We start from the raw sequence: 17,346 nt of genomic DNA on the forward strand, positions 1-17,346 counted from the left end.
CCTTGAACGAATTATACAGTCGGTAGCAGCCGACCCAGTCTCATCTTGACCGTGGCGGCCATGCGGTGCACCTCGTCCAGCAATTCGTGGCGGGTCAGGCGCAACATCAGGTACCAGAACAGCGCCAGCGGCGTGAGCATCACGAGCAGACGCACCAGCGCCGGCCAGTCGGGGATGACCAGATTGAGCAGCGCGCCCGCCGCCGCCGTGCCGACCGCCACCCAGGCGCTTGGCACCATGGCGCGCAACAACGGAATCAGGCCCCAGTGGAAGTAGCGCTGTTGCTGCATGATGACGACCGGCGTGGCGGCAAGCGAGGCCCAGCACAGGGCCCAGGCAAAGCCCGTCAGGCCGCCGTCGAACAGGGCGACGCCAAAGCCGATCCGGGTGGCCAGCGTGACCAGGACCGGGATCGCACTCAGGTACGGGCGGCCAATGGCGACGATGGCCGGGTGGATGTAATTGAAGGTCATGCCCACTGCGGCGGCAATCGTCAGCGGCAGGATCGCCGGCACGCTGGCCAGCCAGGTCGCGCCATACAGCGCCAGCACGATTTCATGGCCCAGCAGGGCTGTGAGCGCGAGCGCCGGCCAGCCGACGCCGGTCAGCAGCGCCGTCGCCCGGCTCATGGTCGGGATCAGGGATTCGCCACGGTGGTAGGTCTGGGCCAGATACGACACGGCGCCGTAATTGACGGTCGAGCCGGCGACATAGGTAAAAATGGTCACCGTCGAATTTGCACGGCTGAGCAGGCCAACCAGTCGCGCCGAGCCCAGCTTGCCCAGCAGGATGTCGGGAATGGCATTGTTGATCGCCACCGTGCAGCTGGTCAGGAGCGAACCCAGGCCGAAGTGGGCCACGCCGCGCCAGTGCCGGAACGACGGGGTCCACGGGGTGTTTTTTGGCCGCAGCGGGATGTACGCGATGGCGCAGGCCAGGATATTGATCAGATTTGCCCAGGCCAGGCTCATGCTGCCAAAGCCCAGCTTGGCCAGCACCAGGCAGCTGATGCAGAAACTGGAGGTACCGACCGCCATCACGATGGCCTGCTTTTCGGCGGCGAATTCGCGGGTCAGCAATGCATTGGTGACTGTGCCGAACGGAATGAACAGGAAACCGATGGCCAGCACCTGCATGACCGGCACGATCTCGGGCTCGTTGAACCAGCGGCCAATCCAGTCGCTGGCCAGGAACATGGTGATGGCGATCAGCCACGAGGTGGCAAACACGACGCCGGTGGCCGAGCGAATCTTGTCTGGTGTAAGTACTGGCTCACGCTGCAGATAGGTCGATACGCCGAAGTCCCGGAACACGTGGGCCAGGTTCACGAACACCACCGTCATCGAATAGACACCGATTTCGCTGGGGCTGAGCATGCGCGCTAGCAGCACGCTGACAATGAATTGCAGAAGCGCTGCGCCGGACGAGGAGAAGAAGTTGATGACCAGCGAGCGGCGCAGATTTACCATACAGCGTGTTACCAGGTGACGATGAATGCCGCAGGAATCCGGCTAGGCTGGGACGCCGCTGATCAGGCGGATCGCCTGGCGTGACGTGACTTCATACTTGTTGTTAATAAAACGCATTGAACCGATGAAGTGGAAGAATGCTGTCTCGGCCGTTGCCTCATCCGGCGTGGCGTACTTCGGGTACGGCAATGCGCGGGTGCCCGGCATGTTCGATGCAATGTAATTCGATGCGACTTGTTCAGTGCCCCATTCGGTCCAGCGCTCACCAAACTTGCCACCCATGCGGCGCGAAAAATCGAGCATTGTCTCGCGCATCGTTGCCGAGCGCGGGAAACCCGAAAACCCGGAGCAACCCCGAATATACAGGGCATTTTCCGGCAGGCCGACAAGCACCATTTCGGTTTCAGCAACACCCTGGATATGCGCGCCAGGGTGCATCCAGGGCAAGGCATTTTCACGCGCGGCCGGCAGGGTGCGGATCGGGGTATCGGGCATCTCACCGAGCACGAAGCCGGTCTGGTTGCGGATTGCCTCGAGCACTTCGGGAATCGGACGCACCGTCAACGTATCGGCGTCGAGCTGAATTACATAATTCTCGCGGACGTATTCCGAGATGGCAAACAGACGCTCCCACGTGCCGCCACGCGGAATATCCGGGTGGGTGAACTCATCGGCGCGGCGCAGCTCGATGTGGGGCACCTGTTCCTTCAATACTGAACGGTCTGCGTCAGTGATCGAGGGGTCGCAAACTACCACGATACGCGCCGGATTGACGAAGTGGATAAACGATTTGACGGCAACCAGATAAACGTAAACGTCGCGCGTATGCACCATCGACAGCAGCATGAAGGGCAAGTCGCCCCGAACGGCCGGCGTTGTTGCCATGACCTTCAAGGCAACCTTGTGATGGCGGCTTTTGAAGTAATCACGTTTGACACGCTGGATGATCCTGTTGATCAACGACATTTACACTAACTCCTGACTTGATTGCGCTCTGGATTGGTTTGCCTGTTTTCTAGACAGGAAAAATTACTGACCGATAAATTTCTTGCTGTTACGCATGACATTATATGCTGCAACGGCATGCTCGCACTGTTCTTGCAGAGATTGTTGTAAATGAAATATTTTCCAAATACACAATAAACGACGCGGGGTCATGCGCCGCTGGTGCCGTGGCGCGACCCATTCAGATGCAAGCTGGCCGGGCGCTTCGCACAAGGCGAAGGTCCGGCCAGCGGTATTACAGTTTCTTGCTTAACGCGGGACGATGGCCCACTGCGGCGAGTTCTGGTATGGCGGCTTTGCTGAGCGGCTTTCGAACAGCGTCCAGGCTTGTTCAGCGTTCGGGATACCCGACGTTGCGGACACTGCCAGAGCTGGCTGCATGTTCGCTGGGTAGCCGAGCGTCGAGTCTGCATAACCGGTCATGCGACGGGCCTCAAACTGGAAGTGGTGAACCAGTGACAGGAAGTTAACTTGCGCCTGGCTACCGCACGGCTGGTCAATGTAACGCAAACCTTGTGGGTGGATGAACAGGGTGCCATTGTCGTCGTAATGATTCGGACCGTCATAGTTAGAGATATACAATTTTTCGAAGCTGTCGTAGATCGGTGATGTCGGCGTGTCGCGGAACTTGAGCTGGTACGCAGCGCCCTGAATCCAGCAATAACCTGGCGCAGTCATACGGCCGACTGGATAGGTAGCCTTCCACTTCAGAATCGGCGTCGCTTTGGTGAAGCCCAGCTCGGACAGGTAGCCAAAGCTCCAGGTCAGGAAGTCATCTTGCCATGGCGGCGAGGTGGTCAGACTGGCAGCATTTTCACCCGATCCGTCGTACATGCCCAGCTTGTTGGGGTTACCCACAACATAGGTCTTGTGATAGAACTCCAGATTGTTGTCGAGTTGTTGCGTGAAATACGCCTTTAACGGGTGCGAATCGGGCGTGATATAGGCGCTGTGGCCAAGTGTGCGCAGCGACCAGGCTTGCCCACGCAACTGTTGCCAACGCACGAGGCCTTGTCCGTTGCCATTGTTGCCCGGATCGGTGCCCAATGGATTCCATGCGGCCCAGAACTGCAGCTCTTCCAGATAATAGTAGTCGCCGGTAACCAGGTATGGCAGGTAGGCCAGCGATGGCTGGTGTGCGGTATCGGCCTCATAAGGCGTCGTTGCATTCACAAAACGCGGTATTGGCAATGGTCCCACGGTCGACAGATTGTAGTGCGTGGTAACCCGCGAATTTGCTGCATTGTCAGTACGGATCGGATAACCGGTGTTTTCGTCGCGGTAGTGAATCGGCCATGAGCCCGAGCCATCGGCCGCAGACATCATCGCATCACGTGCCCGCTTGTCCATTGACAGCAAGTACATTGCGGAGAACCCCGGCAATGGACCGATGTCACCCCGTCCACCTGCCATCGGCATGTAATCCACGATCGGACCGATCTTCATCGGGCCGGTGTTGGCGTCCGAAATACCATTGCCCCAGTTTGCCAGTTCCTTTTCAGCCGGCACAATCCTGCTGTCGAAGTTGGGTACGGCCTTGGTGGCCATCAGATATTTGGAATTGAGTTTGACGTCAATGAGTGGAATGTTAGCGGCATCCCACCAACCCTTCTGGTGCCAGCGTGCGTGATGATAATGGAGCAATGCTGCCTTGCTGTATACCGATCGCCCGGCCACTTCAACGTCGACGTCATAGGTCAGATTGCTGCCGGTGACGAATGCCTTGTTGTTTTCGACAACAACGTCGACCCGTGCCTGTTTCGCCAGCCCCGAGTACCAGCGCACGTCGAAGCGTGCAGCCAGACGCGGTTGTACGACGCCAGCAGCATTCTTAAGCGGTGCATTCAGGTGCCATTCATTGGCGACATTGCCCGAAAGCCAGTTGCGCGGCGATGTGTCCGCCGCCAGTGCATCTGCCAGCGAAGCAGTGTACTTCACACCGTCAAGCGTGATGGTGACCTTGCTCGTCAAGCCCGATTTGGCAAGCGTTTGCAGACTCTCGGTGGTTTTTTGCGATGCGCTTGACTTCACCAGTTGCAGTGTCTGCGTCTGGTTGACTGCCAGTGCAGGCAGCACACCGGAAATGACGACATGGCGGACCGAACCATCAGGGTGGGTCGCCTTGATGTCGCTCTGCAGGCGAATCAGCGTACCGTCCGGCAGCTTGGCCGCCAGGCCTTCCTTGACATTCATCTGACCTTGCGCGATCACTTGGCCAAATGTGAATGGCACATTGGCCTGCGCTGCACCGATATTCTGGATGCTGAAGTCGGTGAGCAATGCGCCAGCGACAATCGGCGTCGCGCCCGACGTACCATCTCCCGGCGTGGCCGGGGTCACGGGCGCCGTCGTGGCCGGCGTCGCCGGCTTTGGGGTAAAGGCAGTTACTGTCTTTGCCAGTGACGCGGTGTCGCTCGCAGTTTCACCACCTCCGCCGCCACAGGCGGTGAGCAGGGCGGCGCACATGGCGGTAACGATACGGGTGCTAGTGCTACGCACGAGCACTTGAGCTGGGTGCAGCGCGAAAACGAATTCGTCGCTCGCAGCATGGATAGTCAGAGTGTTCATTTGTCGGTTCGTGAAGTTGGGCAATTGATTCGCCAAGGAATTAATTTCTTCGAAGAACTGAACTTTACCCTGATCCATCATTTTTAGGTTCTGATAATCTCCAAATCCGATTTGTTTCCACAAGAAAACAACGGAAACTATGCAAAGCGACATGAAAATATAGCGATATGTCAAGCACTTGATTTGAGAAATTAATGAACGGATAAAATGATTAAAACTCAAGCAATGACTCATCGCCAAGATTCCAGGTTTGTGGTGTGAAAGGAGCGCGAAGCGCGCTGTACGCAACTTTTTACGTCGGTTTATGGTAAAGCAAACAATGGTCGAGAAACCGTTTTTTGAATGGGGCGTTGAATGTCAGTTACACCTGCCATTGGCATAGAGCACTTATTCGAACGGTGTGACTTATTTGGATGCACATGCCAAGACAACGACATTTGGTGCAAGACTAACTATCTGAAAAAAATTATCTAAATATCCATCAGTATTTATTTTAATAAACATTAATTTATATATAAATAATGATTTTTTCTTGTTCAGGTGGCACTTTTTGGTGCTTAAAGCCTCTGATTGCTTGCTCGGCGACGATCTGCAGCATGCATGCTGCATCGTCAGCGGCAGCGCGAATCGTGTGTACAGGGAGAAGGGTATGTTAGGATGGCAAGATTATTTCCACGGCCTCGACTTGCCGTAATCTAACGTACCGAAGGCGAAGAATTGTCATCCCGCGATATTTCCCGACCACCTGAAAGCATGCCTCCGGCATGCCGCGATCCGCATTCAGGCTGCCGTATTTCGGTCGTTGTTCCTACCCGCAACCGGCACGTCTTGTTGGAACGGATGCTCACGCACGTCGCTTCACAGACATTTTCCCGGATCGAGGTCATCGTGGTCGATGATGGTTCCAATGATACAAGCCGCCAGGCGTACCCTGGCATCCTCGAGCGGCTGGGCAGTCGCTTCCGTGTGATCGAACTGGGCATCGCCGGTGGGCCGGGTCTGGGGCCATCGGTAGCCCGCAATACCGGTATTGAGGCTGCCAATGGCGATATCGTCACTTTCTGCGACGACGACGACATGTGGACCAACGATACCCATCTGGCTGCAATGGTCGATGTGTTCGACGGCCTGCCCGACATCGACCTGTACATTGCCAACCAGACCGCTGTCTCGCACCTCGGCGTGACCGAACGCATGCACTGGCTTCCCACCCTTGTCGAGATGGTTGCTGACCGTCCGCGCGCCCACGCCCATGGTTACCGGATTGCGCTGGATGAACTGGTGCGCGCCGGAGGCTTTGCCCAATTGAATATCGTGGCGCTGCGAAAAAGCACTGCAGATGCCATCGGGGGATTCTGGACCCGTACTTCGTACGAAGAAGACCGCGATTTCTTCTGGCGTGCGGTCGATGCGGCGAACGCCGTGTTCTTCAATCCCACCGTGGTGGCGCAGCATAATGTGCCCGACCCGGCACGCCAGAACAACCTCTCGCGCAGTTTTTCGCAGCCTGAACGCTGGCTGCTTTCGGCACTGGTGTCGCAGCATATCGCGATGAGTGTGAACAGCCCGGCAATCCGCACCCTGTGTCAGGTCTATGAGGGAGATATCCTGCGTCATCTATCGCACTACTGGACCGGACAAGGTCGGCATGCGCTGGGCGTGCAGTATGCGCGCCGCGCGCTGGCCGCGCGGGTGTCGTTCAAGTGGGCTGTGTACACAAGCGCGCTGGCGGCGCGCCAGTTGCTGCGGAGCAGGGCATGAGCACGCGCGACAAGGTTCTCGTTATTGGGGACGACACCCGCAGTTTTCTTGCCACAGTGCGCTCGCTAGGCCGCCAGGGTCTGGAAGTGCACGCTGCGCCATTTGATTTCCGATCGCCGGCGCTGAGTTCACGCTATATCCATGCGGTCCACTTCCTGCCGTATTACCTTGATGGCGGCTCTGCCTGGCTGGCCGCGATGAACACCCTGCTGCGCGAGCACGATTTCAAGCTGGTCATTCCTTGCGATGAGCGTGGCCTGTTGCCCTTGTGCCTGCACCGCGACAGCCTGGCGCCGCGCACCGCGCTGGCGATCCCGTCGGCCGATACGCTCGACACGTTTTTTGACAAGGTCAAAACGCGTGCCTTGGCGCAGGCGTGCGACGTGCCCGTGGCGCATGGCCGGATGCTGGTGCCGGACGATACGGTCGAACGCATCGTGGCCGACATCGGCCTGCCGGTGGTGATCAAGGAACCGATGTCGTATGCCTTGCCTGAACTGTATGTGCGCACCAGTACCCGCATCGTTGATACGCGCGAAGCCCTGGCGGCATGGCTGGCACAGCAAGACCATACTGGGCCGATCCTGTTCGAGCAGATGTTTCCGGGCTTTGGCGCAGGGGTGTCGGTGTTATGCCATGACGGCGCCGTTCTGCAGGCATTCGAGCATTACCGCGCCCACGAGTTCAATGGTAGCGGTTACTACCGCAAGAGCGCCGCGCTCGATGCGGGTCGTCTGGCGGCGGTTGAGCGGATGGTGCGCGCCAGCCGCTACACCGGCCTGGCCATGTTCGAATTCAAGATCGACGGCAACAGCGGCGGCTGGATCCTGATCGAAGTCAACGCCCGGCCGTGGGGTTCGCTACCTTTGCCAGTGTCGATTGGCGTCGATTTTCCCTACCGCCTGTACCGCTTGCTGGCACAGGGCAAGGCAACGCCGGCGGTCGACTATCCTGCCGGACGGTATTGCCGCAATCTGGTGCTCGACATGTGGCAGACGAAAATGAGCGCCGCTGGTCTGGCAGGCCAGCCAGGCAAGCTCGTTGCACATTTCGCAAGCTGGGCCTGGGGCTTTCACCGTTTGCTGATCGGCCGCGAACACCTCGATACCCTGGTGCTGGACGATCCGAAACCCGGGCTGCGCGAGCTGCGCGAACTGGTCGCCGGCCGTCTGGCAGCGCGGCGCAAACGCGGCGACAGTCAGCCCGTCGTGGCGCGCCTGAAAAGTCGCCTGAGCGAGCTGCTCGCGACGGCCGGAGCGCGGCCGGTCGAGGTATTGTTTGTCTGCCAGGGCAATATCAACCGCAGCAGCTATGCCGAACTGAAATCGACCCAATTGTTTGGTGCTGCCAATCTCCGTTTTGCATCCGCCGGCATGCTGCCCCGTAACCAGCGTCCATCGCCAGCGGTTGCGATCGCAGCGGCGGCGCACCATGGCGTGTCCATGGGGACACACCGCTCGCGTCATGCCACTGCCGAACTGCTGGAGGCGGCCGACCTGGTGATTGCGTTCGATCAGATCAACCTCGACAGCATTGCTGCGCGTTATCCACATCTGGCCGACCGCATCTATTTGCTCGGCGAAGCCGACGCCTCTGGCGCGCCCGACGTCCAGATCCTCGACCCCGAGGGCAAGGACGAGACCACCTTCCTGTCCACCTACCGGCGCATCGATGCCTGTCTCGCCGCCCTGGCGCCGACAGTTTCGGCGGCGCCTGAACCTCTGCAAAGATCTGCCTCATGCTAGGTACGAGTAACCATACCCGGGCCAGGCTTGCCCCCGGACAGCGGCCAGTGTTGCTGGTCATCGTCGATACAGAAGAAGAATTCGACTGGGGCCAGCCGTTCGACCGAAGCAGTGTCGGCACCAGCTCGATTGCGGCCCAGCCGCTGATGCATGAACGCGTCTACGACCGCATGGGTATCGTGCCGACCTACATGATCGACTGGCCGGTAGCGACCACGCCCGCTTCGGTTGCCGTGCTGCGCGATTTGATGGAAGCAGGGCGCTGCGAGATCGGTACCCACCTGCATCCCTGGGTCTCGCCGCCGTACGATGAAGAGGTCACGCATTTCAACTCGTATGCCGGCAATTTGCCGCGCCAGCTCGAATTCGACAAGCTGCGCATGATTACCGAAGCCATCACCACCTCGTTCGGACGCGCACCGGTGGGGTTCAAGGCAGGCCGCTATGGCCTCGGGCCGCACACGGCCGATTCGATTGCCTCGCTCGGCTACCGCGTCGACGCCAGCGTCGTTCCCTACAGCAGCTTTGTGGACGATGGCGGTCCGGATTTTCGCGCGTTCGACGAGCATCCGTACTGGTGTGCGACCAAAGCCGCTACGCTGCTGGAATTGCCGGTCACGACCGGCTATGCCGGCTGGCTGCGCAGTCATGGGCCGGCCTTGTACGAACTGGCACAGAAGCCATGGGCGCGCAAGGCGCGCCTGGGTGGCATACTCGCCCGTAGCGGCGCGCTCGAACGCATTCGCCTGAGTCCGGAACAGGCCAATGGCGCTGAAATGCGGCGCCTGACGCAAGCCCTTCTCGACGATGGTTGTCAGGTGTTTTCCCTCACCTATCACAGCCCGTCGATGGTCGCGGGTCATACGCCGTATGTGCGTACGGCCGCGGACCTGGAACACTTTATCACCATGGTGCACGAATATTGCGCCTGGTTCCGCGATGCCGGTGGCCAGTTCATGAGCGTGTCGCAGCTACAGGCCCATCTGGCAGCGCAGGCTGGCCCCGTTTCACCTGCTTGAGGATGGCGTATGCCTGACACGCTTCGCACCGCACCGTCGTTTTCCCTGGTCATCCCCGCGTATAACCGCGCTCACCTGATCGGCGAAACGATTGACAGTGCCCTCCGCCAGGACACGATGTTTGACGAGATCATCGTCGTGGATGATGGCTCCACTGATGACACGCTTGAGGTTCTCAAGCGTTTTGGCAGCCGGATCACCGTCATCGCCACACCGAACCGGGGCGTGCAGTCGGCCAGGAACACCGGCATTCGGGCCGCGACAAGCGATTACGCCACGTTATGCGATTCGGACGACCTGCTCGAGCCAGGGTTCCTCACGACGTTTTCGACTTGGCTGGCTGCCAACCCGTCGTGTGATGTCTTGTACAGCAATTTCCTCTCGTTCAACCAGAGTACGGTGTTCAACGACCGGCTCTCCTATGCGCCGGCCGGTATGTATGCCGATCTTCCGGCGAATGGCGCAGTGTGGGTCGACGTCCCGGACCTGCTGGCGCGGGTGATCAAGTTCCAGATCCTGTTTCCGACCGGATCGACGGTCAAGCGCGCCATGTATGACGTCATTGGCGGATATGATCCCGCATTCAATGGCGTCGGTGCCGAGGATTTCGAGTTTGTACTGCGCGCAGTGGCAAGGGCAAAAGTCGGGTTCTGCACGCGCCCATTGGCAAGAATCCGGCGCCACGATGGCAACGATTCGAGCGATCAGCTGCGTCAGGTCCAAGGAGAAATCACGATCATGGAATACGCGTTGCAATATCATGGTGGCCTGGAATCGTCACGCCCCGCGTTCGATGCCGGCATGGATGAGAAGTGCGCTTACGTGTTCGATGCGGCCTTTGCACGTGGCGACTTTGCACTTGCATCATGCACCCTGAAAAAGTTCGTCAAGCGGCCCGATAACAAACGATTCATGCTCAAGCGGGCGATCCTGAGCTCGCCTTCTTTCGTGCGTCATCACTTGTGGCGAATCACGCAGGCAATGTGACCTGCGCTCCAGTGCCTGGCTACAGGCACACTTGAGCAACACCATCTCGCTGCCTTCCACGCGCAGCCAGTCTCTTCGGGTTAGCGCCCATGCCTAGGAGAGACGATCCATCGTCCTGGTTTTAGCCAGCGATGTCCCCTTGCTGATAACCCATGTAATTACTGCTACCACATAGTTGTGTTAGTGTTGGTATCATTTTTGCAACATGGAAATGTTATAGTTTAGCGCTACAATTTTTATAATGATATTATTTACAAAGAGTCAATATCAGGAATGATTAAATCATGTGGGTATGAAACTCAATTTCGATGAATTGTGTCTAATCCCGTATAAGATCTCCATGCTTGACCGAAGCGTAAGTAATCGAATCACAATGTTGCGCCCACTTCTGATAATCGCGATGGTTTTTACACATTTGCGGGGCGTTTCAGTCAATATGGCCGACATCACGCCCGGTCTTTTCAACTACCTTAATGCGTTCGTCATCCACGGTATTGGCCGTGGCACGGTACCGACCATGTCGCTGATCGCCGGCTTCCTGTTATTCAATGCTGATCTCGACTTGCAACCGGTGAAGTTATTCAGAAAAAAATTCAACACGCTGGTCATTCCGTTCCTTGTTTTTATGCTTGTATATTTCAAGTTGATGTGGGTTTTTGAATTTTTGTTTGGAATGACACGATATACCGATCTGATCAATCAACTTCCCGTGGAGTGGGCGGATCTTTTGCTGGGCGTAAGTTCCTATCCGGCCAATGGTCCGCTGCATTTTTTGCGTGACTTGATCGTGTTCGTGCTCCTGGCCCCCCTTTTGGGCTGTATCATCCGCACCGTTCCAGTACTGGGACTGTTCGGCATGGCGATCATCTTCGGCAATGATCAGGACGGCGATCTGGTTTTCCGGGGCAGTAGCTTCATCCTGTTTTACATTGGTGGCATGGCCGCCGTGCATCGCTGGAATATTCTCGCGTGGGACAAATATGCAAGACCACTCATTGCCGTATTTCTTTTGGTCTGTGTGGGAATGATGATATTGAAAGTGGACGACAATACCTTGCTGGTATTGATGGCGCCCTTTATCATCTGGCCTGCTGCATCACTGCTGAACGGGGGCAGTGTTGAATCACTGGCCATGCGCTACAGCAAGTACAGTTTTTTTGTCTTCGCTGCCCATATGCCGTTCATGGAGCTTTCGTGGTGGGGCGTTATGAGTCACATGCAATTCATTCCATACATTGCGTACTGGATTATTACGCCAATTGCGACGATGGTCATTCTGGTGATCACGTTCGATATCGCGATGCGCTGTATGCCCAGAGCATTCAATTTCATGATCGGTGCCCGATCAACCAAGCCAAAACATGCCGAGCGGCGCAAGTTACTGCGGCCAGCGCAAGCCCCGGTGTATTCGGAAGAAGAACGGGTACGACTGCGCCTGACATTATCGAGCTTGGCAACGATGCCGTAACGTCAGATGCGCAGGCTGTCCGAACTTCAGGCCTGATTACCCTACGCTCCCGGCCCCCTTGTGCATGGCATGCAGCCGCGCCAGACCGGGCCACCGGTAGCCGTTCAGGTGGTACATCGTGCGCACCTCGTCGGTCCAGCGCAGATGCCATTCCATGACGCGGCCATAGAATTCGATCCGCCCGAAGCGGTTCTCGTCGAACAGCTGGCGGCATGCTTCTTCGCGCATCAACAGGGCCGGGGATAACTGGCCCGCCAGCTGCTCGTCATAGGCCGTCTTGAGCACCACGATGCAGTCGCCGCCTTCCACGCACAAGTCCATGGCCGCCAGCTGGTCGCCCAGCCAGTAACGGTAGACGCTGGCGGCGCCGCGCGCCGCAAACGCTTCGAGCATGGCGCGGTAAAACTGGCCCTGTGCGTTGGCGGCGTCGACGGCGGTGCCGCCAGCCGCTTTCCAGCCGCTGCCCTCGAGCCGCCCGTAATCGGCCACGGCCTGCGCCATCTGTTCGGGCGCGCGGCATATTTCCAGGCGTGGCGTGACGCCGTCCTGGCGCAGCCGGTTGCGCTGCTTTTTGAGATTGCTGCGCAGGTTCTTGCCGCGCGCCTCCCAGAATGCGTCGAAGCCGCCAGCGCCGCGCAGCGTGATGCGGGCGGTGCGGATATAGTCGGTCGTGCGCACGCATGCGGCATCCGCCGGGCGCGCCATGAGCGCCGGATCGCACTGGGTCAGGCCGACGAGCAGTGCCGGTCCCGGCAGCCTTGCGAGCAATGGCCGCAGCAACGCAGCCGGCGGCTGATCATCACGCTGCAGCCACAGGCCGACCGGCGCCTGGGATGGCTGGAAGGTGTGCCAGACGCCAAAGCCGCCCGGGCTCAGGATCGTCATCGCGTCCGTGACGCCGGCCGTGTCATGCCATGCCAGCAGTTCGCGGCCGTCGGCGAAGCTGGCCAGCAGCGCGGCGACAAAGTCGGCGGCCAGCAGTGGCGACGCTGCGCCCGTCGCGTGCAGCGCCCCCCAGCGCGCCCTCTGCGCCCCGAACTGGCTGGCCGCCACCACGGTCCAGCTCATGCTGCCACCTTCGCATTTGCCTGCAGCGCCCCGCGCACGGTGGCGATCAGCCAGGCCAGTTCGGTGCTGCGCAGGGCTTGATGGCAGGGCAGGGCGATCATCCGCTGCCCGAGGTCGACGCTGGTGGCGCAGATGGTCGCGTCCACGCCAGGCCACAGGGTGGCACCGAAGCGCACCATCGGTACGCCAGCCTGCGCCAGCCGCTCGGCCACCGCATCGGCCTCGTCGACCAGCAGCGGAAACACCCACGGGCAGGCACCGGCCGGCAAGGCGGCAAACAGCGGCCGGCAGCCTGGCGCATCCTGCAGCGCCTCGTGCAACGCCAAATAGTGGCGGCGGCGCCGCGCCACGATGCGTGCATGGGACACCAGCCGCAGTGTCAGCCGCGAAAACCACGATGAGCGTTTGTCGATCCAGCGCGGATCGAAGTGATAACTGCTGTCCGACGACGAGGGCGCCAGGCTGGACGTGGCGGCTGCGCCAGTTGCACCAGTTGCACCAGTTGCACCGGAGGGTGCACGTGCGGCTTTTATCGCGTTCCAGAGCAGCGTCCTGGCGCGCAGCGGCAGGGCCAGCATCATCCGCAGCGCGGGCAGGCGGCCGTAGGAAAAGCTGGTTTCCAGGGCGGTCAGCGCGGCCTTGGCCTCGAAGCCGAGGCTGGCCGACTGCAGGTGCGTGTCCAGCGCGTGCCGCCGCGATACCAGGCAACCGCCTTCGTGGATCGGAAAGAACTTCATGCTGCTGCCGATGGCGTAGTCGCCGCTGCTGCCGACCGCCACACCGTCACGCTCGCCGAAGAAGCAATGGGCGCAGTCCTCGAGCAGGCCGATGCCGCGCGCATCGCACAGCGCGCGCAGCGGCGCCAGATCCTGCGGGATGCCGAAAAAATGCGTCACCATGATCGCCTTGATGCCCGTGTGTTCGGCCAGCCTGGCCTGGATGTCGGCCAGATCGGCGCAGGTGTCGGGCAGTACCCGGTAGAACACGACGTCGGCGCCGCACCAGTGCACCGGCGGAATCATCGACGGGCTGTGATAGGCCGGGACCAGCACCAGATCGCCAGCACCGACGCCAAGGGCGCGCAGCGCCAGGCCGATGGCGATGCGTCCGCTGGTGACGAGCCGCGTCTGCGCGTTGTCGAGCAGGGAAGGCAGCGCGCGGCCGGCGTCCGGTCCGTCACGAAATGCAGCCAGCGACAGCACGGGAACGGACGGGATCAGGCGGCGAACGGGGGCGCTGGTGTGTATACTCGGCATCATTGAAATATACCATGGCACCCCCTGCGCCAAAGGGCAGCGTTTCTCCAACGCATGGGCGCGAACTGGTAAGATGACGGGTGCCGCCAGCGGCGCCATGTCTCATCCATTCCCAAGCGGGCAAGGGCCCGGAGCGCGATGAATCACCTGATCCACGACAGCATCTTTGACAGCGCAGCACGCACGCCCGAGGCCGAGGCCCTGGTCTACGGCGCGCTGCGCTGCACCTACCGCACACTGGCCGGCCAGGTAACGGCCGTGGCCGCCTTGTTGCTGGCGCGCGGCCTGCAGCCGGGCGAGCGCGTGGCCGTGTACATGGAAAAGCGGATTGAGAACGTGGCCGCGATGTTCGGCGCGTCCGCTGCCGGCTGCGTGTTCGTGCCGGTCAATCCGCTGCTCAAGCCCGACCAGGTGGCGTACATCCTGGCCGATTGCAGCGTGCGCCTGCTGGTGACGACACCCGAGCGCCTGGCGCAGCTGGCGCCGGTGATGGCGGCATGCCCCGCCTTGCAGACGGTGCTGGTGACCGATGGTGCTGTTACCAGCACGCCCGGCCTGCACGTGCTCGAATGGCACGCATTACAGGCGCCGCCGGCCGGGCATCTGCCGCATCGCCGCATCGACACCGACATGGCCGCGATCCTGTACACCTCGGGCAGCACCGGCGCGCCCAAAGGCGTGGTGCTGTCGCACCGGAACATGGTCGCCGGCGCCGCCAGCGTCGCCGACTACCTGGGCATGACGGCGTCGGACCGCCTGCTCGCGGTGCTGCCGCTCAGTTTTGACTATGGCCTGAGTCAGCTCACCACCGCGTTCCTGCGCGGCGCGTCGGTGGTGCTCATGAACTACCTGTTCCCCAAGGATATCGTCGCTGCCGTGCGCGAGCACCGCATCACCGGCCTGGCCGCCGTGCCGCCGCTGTGGATCGCGCTGGCGCGCCTGGCCTGGCCGGCCGACACCTCGCTGCGCTTTATCACCAATTCGGGCGGCGCGATGCCGGTCGTGACGGTCGAGGCCTTGCAGCAGGCGTTGCCCGGCACCGCGATCTTCCTGATGTACGGCCTGACCGAGGCGTTTCGCTCGACGTATTTGCCGCCCGCCGAAGTGGCCCGGCGACCCGGCTCGATCGGACGCGCGATCCCGAACGCCGAGGTGCTCGTGGTGCGGCCCGACGGCACGCTGTGCGACGCCGACGAACCGGGCGAACTGGTACACCGTGGTGCCCTGGTGGCGCTGGGTTACTGGAACGATGCGGCGCGCACGGCGCTGCGCTTTCGCCCGGCGCCCGGCCAGGACCCGGCATTGCCGCTGCCCGAAATGGCGGTCTGGTCGGGCGACACCGTGCGCCGCGACGCCGAAGGCTTTTTGTATTTTGTTGGCCGCAGCGACGAAATGATCAAGGTCTCCGGCTACCGCATCAGCCCGACCGAGGTCGAGAGCGTGCTGCACGCCAGTGGCCTGGTCAGCGAAGTCGCGGTGTTCGGCGTCGACGATGCCACACTGGGCCAGGCCATCGTGGCGGTGGCCGTGGCCGATCCCGGCCTGGTCGACCGCGCCGCATTGCTGGCAGAATGCAAGCGCCGCCTGCCCGCGTACATGGTGCCGGCGCAGATCGTGCTGCGCACCGAAGCACTGCCGCGCAACCCGAACGGCAAGATCGACCGCAACCTGCTCCGACACTCCCTCCAGACCGGCTAACGCCGGCGCCAATTTCTTTGTATTGACCGCAAGCCCATGACCGGCACCAAGCCCCAGCACGCTCCCCAGATCTATTTTCCGGTCGTCGACGATGTTCTGCACGTCGGCGGCATTGCGCTGCCGCGCCTGGCGCAGCGCGTCGGCCGCACACCGTTCTATGCGATCGACCGCGCCCTGTGCAGCGCGCGCGTGGCCAGCCTGCGCGCGATTCTGCCGCCGCAGGTCGCACTGCACTATTCGATCAAGGCCAATCCGATGCCGGCGCTGGTGCAGCATATGGCGGGCCTGGTCGACGGGCTGGACGTGGCCTCGGGCAGCGAACTGGCCATCGCACTCAACACCGGGATCGACCCGGCCCGCATCAGCTTTGCCGGCCCGGCCAAGCTCGAGGGCGAGCTGACCCAGGCAATTGCCGCCGGCGCCTGTCTGAACATCGAGTCGCAGCATGAGCTCGACAACGCAGCGCGCATCGGCGATCTGCTGGGCATCGCGCCGCGCGTGGCGCTGCGCATCAATCCCGAATTCGAACTCAAGTCGTCCGGCATGCGCATGGGTGGGGGTGCCAAGCCGTTCGGCATCGACGCCGAGCAGGCGCCCGACGTATTGCGCCAGGCGGCAGCGCTGGGAGTCGATTTCGAAGGTTTCCACATCTACAGCGGTTCGCAAAGCCTGCGCCTGGACGCCATCATCGAGTCCCAGTCGCGCAGCATCGAACTGGCTATCCAACTGGCTGGCGAGAGCCCGCTGGCGGTGCGCCAGCTGAATATCGGCGGTGGCCTGGGCATTCCCTACTTCCCGGGCGAACAGCGCCTCGATCCGGCGCCGATGGGTGAGCACCTGGCAGCGTGGTTGCCGCGCCTGGCCGGGGCACTGCCGCAGGCGCGCCTGGCGCTGGAGATGGGCCGCTATCTGGTCGGCGAAGCCGGCGTGTACGTGGCGCGCGTGATCGACCGCAAGGTCTCGCGCGGCCAGGTATTTTTGGTGCTGGATGGTGGCATGCACCATCACCTGGCGGCATCAGGCAACCTGGGCCAGGTGATCCGCAAGAATTATCCGGTCGCGATCGGCAACCGCATGAATGCGCAGAATGATGCACCGGACAGCGGCCCGGCATCGGCCACTGGCCCGCTGTGCACGCCGCTCGACATCCTGGCCGAGCGCATGGAACTGGCCCACGCCCGCGTGGGCGATCTGGTGGTGGTGTTCCAGTCGGGTGCGTACGGCGCCAGCGCCAGCCCGGCCGGTTTTCTCGGCCATCCGGCAGCGCTGGAAGTGCTGGTCTGAGGCGGGTCTAAGGCTGAC

12 protein-coding genes are annotated in these 17,346 nt (G+C 60.9%); 7 read left to right on the forward strand and 5 right to left on the reverse strand.

Annotated elements, in window-relative coordinates; genetic code table 11:
• Positions 1 to 11: 11 nt before the first annotated feature.
• The 3 genes from AC56LY_RS20190 to AC56LY_RS20200 all read right to left on the reverse strand — a co-directional run bounded on the left by AC56LY_RS20190 (position 12) and on the right by AC56LY_RS20200 (position 5,276).
• Entirely contained in the window at positions 12 to 1,469 is a 1,458-nt protein-coding gene (locus tag AC56LY_RS20190) for an oligosaccharide flippase family protein (RefSeq protein ID WP_499582597.1), read from the reverse strand.
• Between the two features lie 42 nt (positions 1,470 to 1,511).
• Entirely contained in the window at positions 1,512 to 2,435 is a 924-nt protein-coding gene (locus tag AC56LY_RS20195; protein ID WP_499582599.1) for a glycosyltransferase family protein, read from the reverse strand.
• A 288-nt stretch (positions 2,436 to 2,723) separates the two neighbouring features.
• Positions 2,724 to 5,276 carry a hypothetical protein gene (locus AC56LY_RS20200; protein ID WP_499582601.1) on the reverse strand — a complete coding sequence of 851 codons (2,553 nt, stop codon included), beginning with the start codon at positions 5,274 to 5,276 and terminating at the stop codon, positions 2,724 to 2,726.
• Positions 5,277 to 5,759: 483 nt separating this feature from the next.
• Here AC56LY_RS20200 and AC56LY_RS20205 point away from each other — a divergent pair, with 483 nt between their 5' ends.
• The 5 genes from AC56LY_RS20205 (at position 5,760) to AC56LY_RS20225 (ending at position 12,022) form a co-directional block, all read left to right on the forward strand.
• Positions 5,760 to 6,803 carry a glycosyltransferase family 2 protein gene (locus tag AC56LY_RS20205; RefSeq protein ID WP_499582603.1) on the forward strand — a complete coding sequence of 348 codons (1,044 nt, stop codon included), beginning with the start codon at positions 5,760 to 5,762 and terminating at the stop codon, positions 6,801 to 6,803.
• Positions 6,800 to 8,548: an arsenate reductase/protein-tyrosine-phosphatase family protein gene (locus AC56LY_RS20210; RefSeq protein ID WP_499582605.1), complete on the forward strand. Its 1,749-nt coding sequence runs from the start codon at positions 6,800 to 6,802 to the stop codon at positions 8,546 to 8,548. The genes AC56LY_RS20205 and AC56LY_RS20210 overlap by 4 nt, the downstream gene beginning before the upstream one ends.
• A gap of 47 nt (positions 8,549 to 8,595) precedes the next feature.
• Positions 8,596 to 9,567, forward strand: a complete 972-nt coding sequence (locus AC56LY_RS20215; RefSeq protein WP_499582607.1) for a polysaccharide deacetylase family protein — start codon at positions 8,596 to 8,598, stop codon at positions 9,565 to 9,567.
• 9 nt (positions 9,568 to 9,576) lie between these two features.
• Positions 9,577 to 10,554 carry a glycosyltransferase family 2 protein gene (locus AC56LY_RS20220; protein ID WP_499582609.1) on the forward strand — a complete coding sequence of 326 codons (978 nt, stop codon included), beginning with the start codon at positions 9,577 to 9,579 and terminating at the stop codon, positions 10,552 to 10,554.
• Positions 10,555 to 10,927: 373 nt separating this feature from the next.
• Complete coding sequence (locus AC56LY_RS20225) at positions 10,928 to 12,022, forward strand: acyltransferase family protein (protein WP_499582611.1); 1,095 nt, start codon at positions 10,928 to 10,930, stop codon at positions 12,020 to 12,022.
• A gap of 36 nt (positions 12,023 to 12,058) precedes the next feature.
• On the opposite strand, the gene AC56LY_RS20230 is transcribed toward AC56LY_RS20225, so the two are convergent.
• A complete protein-coding gene (locus AC56LY_RS20230) occupies positions 12,059 to 13,090 on the reverse strand; it encodes a GNAT family N-acetyltransferase (protein ID WP_499582613.1) in 1,032 nt (343 codons plus the stop codon).
• Positions 13,087 to 14,349: an aminotransferase class I/II-fold pyridoxal phosphate-dependent enzyme gene (locus AC56LY_RS20235; RefSeq protein WP_499582615.1), complete on the reverse strand. Its 1,263-nt coding sequence runs from the start codon at positions 14,347 to 14,349 to the stop codon at positions 13,087 to 13,089. Before AC56LY_RS20235 ends, AC56LY_RS20230 begins: the two co-directional genes overlap by 4 nt.
• A gap of 135 nt (positions 14,350 to 14,484) precedes the next feature.
• Here AC56LY_RS20235 and AC56LY_RS20240 point away from each other — a divergent pair, with 135 nt between their 5' ends.
• Together AC56LY_RS20240 and AC56LY_RS20245 are read left to right on the forward strand one after the other, a co-directional pair.
• On the forward strand, positions 14,485 to 16,044 hold the full coding sequence (locus AC56LY_RS20240; RefSeq protein WP_499582617.1) for an acyl-CoA ligase (AMP-forming), exosortase A system-associated: 1,560 nt from the start codon (positions 14,485 to 14,487) through the stop codon (positions 16,042 to 16,044).
• A 36-nt stretch (positions 16,045 to 16,080) separates the two neighbouring features.
• On the forward strand, positions 16,081 to 17,328 hold the full coding sequence (locus tag AC56LY_RS20245; protein ID WP_499582619.1) for a pyridoxal-dependent decarboxylase, exosortase A system-associated: 1,248 nt from the start codon (positions 16,081 to 16,083) through the stop codon (positions 17,326 to 17,328).
• Positions 17,329 to 17,346 lie beyond the last annotated feature (18 nt).

It is taken from the genome of Telluria sp. ZT3P25 (genome assembly GCF_059685895.1).

What these genes read in the sequence shown, in the direction of transcription:
- AC56LY_RS20190 (WP_499582597.1), bottom strand. Translation starts at nt 1,469, where the DNA reads ATGGTAAATCTGCGCCGCTCGCTGGTCATCAACTTCTTCTCCTCGTCC.
- AC56LY_RS20195 (WP_499582599.1), bottom strand. Translation starts at nt 2,435, where the DNA reads ATGTCGTTGATCAACAGGATCATCCAGCGTGTCAAACGTGATTACTTC.
- AC56LY_RS20200 (WP_499582601.1), bottom strand. Translation starts at nt 5,276, where the DNA reads ATGAGTCATTGCTTGAGTTTTAATCATTTTATCCGTTCATTAATTTCT.
- AC56LY_RS20210 (WP_499582605.1), top strand. Translation starts at nt 6,800, where the DNA reads ATGAGCACGCGCGACAAGGTTCTCGTTATTGGGGACGACACCCGCAGT.
- AC56LY_RS20220 (WP_499582609.1), top strand. Translation starts at nt 9,577, where the DNA reads ATGCCTGACACGCTTCGCACCGCACCGTCGTTTTCCCTGGTCATCCCC.
- AC56LY_RS20225 (WP_499582611.1), top strand. Translation starts at nt 10,928, where the DNA reads ATGTTGCGCCCACTTCTGATAATCGCGATGGTTTTTACACATTTGCGG.
- AC56LY_RS20230 (WP_499582613.1), bottom strand. Translation starts at nt 13,090, where the DNA reads ATGAGCTGGACCGTGGTGGCGGCCAGCCAGTTCGGGGCGCAGAGGGCG.
- AC56LY_RS20235 (WP_499582615.1), bottom strand. Translation starts at nt 14,349, where the DNA reads ATGATGCCGAGTATACACACCAGCGCCCCCGTTCGCCGCCTGATCCCG.
- AC56LY_RS20240 (WP_499582617.1), top strand. Translation starts at nt 14,485, where the DNA reads ATGAATCACCTGATCCACGACAGCATCTTTGACAGCGCAGCACGCACG.
- AC56LY_RS20245 (WP_499582619.1), top strand. Translation starts at nt 16,081, where the DNA reads ATGACCGGCACCAAGCCCCAGCACGCTCCCCAGATCTATTTTCCGGTC.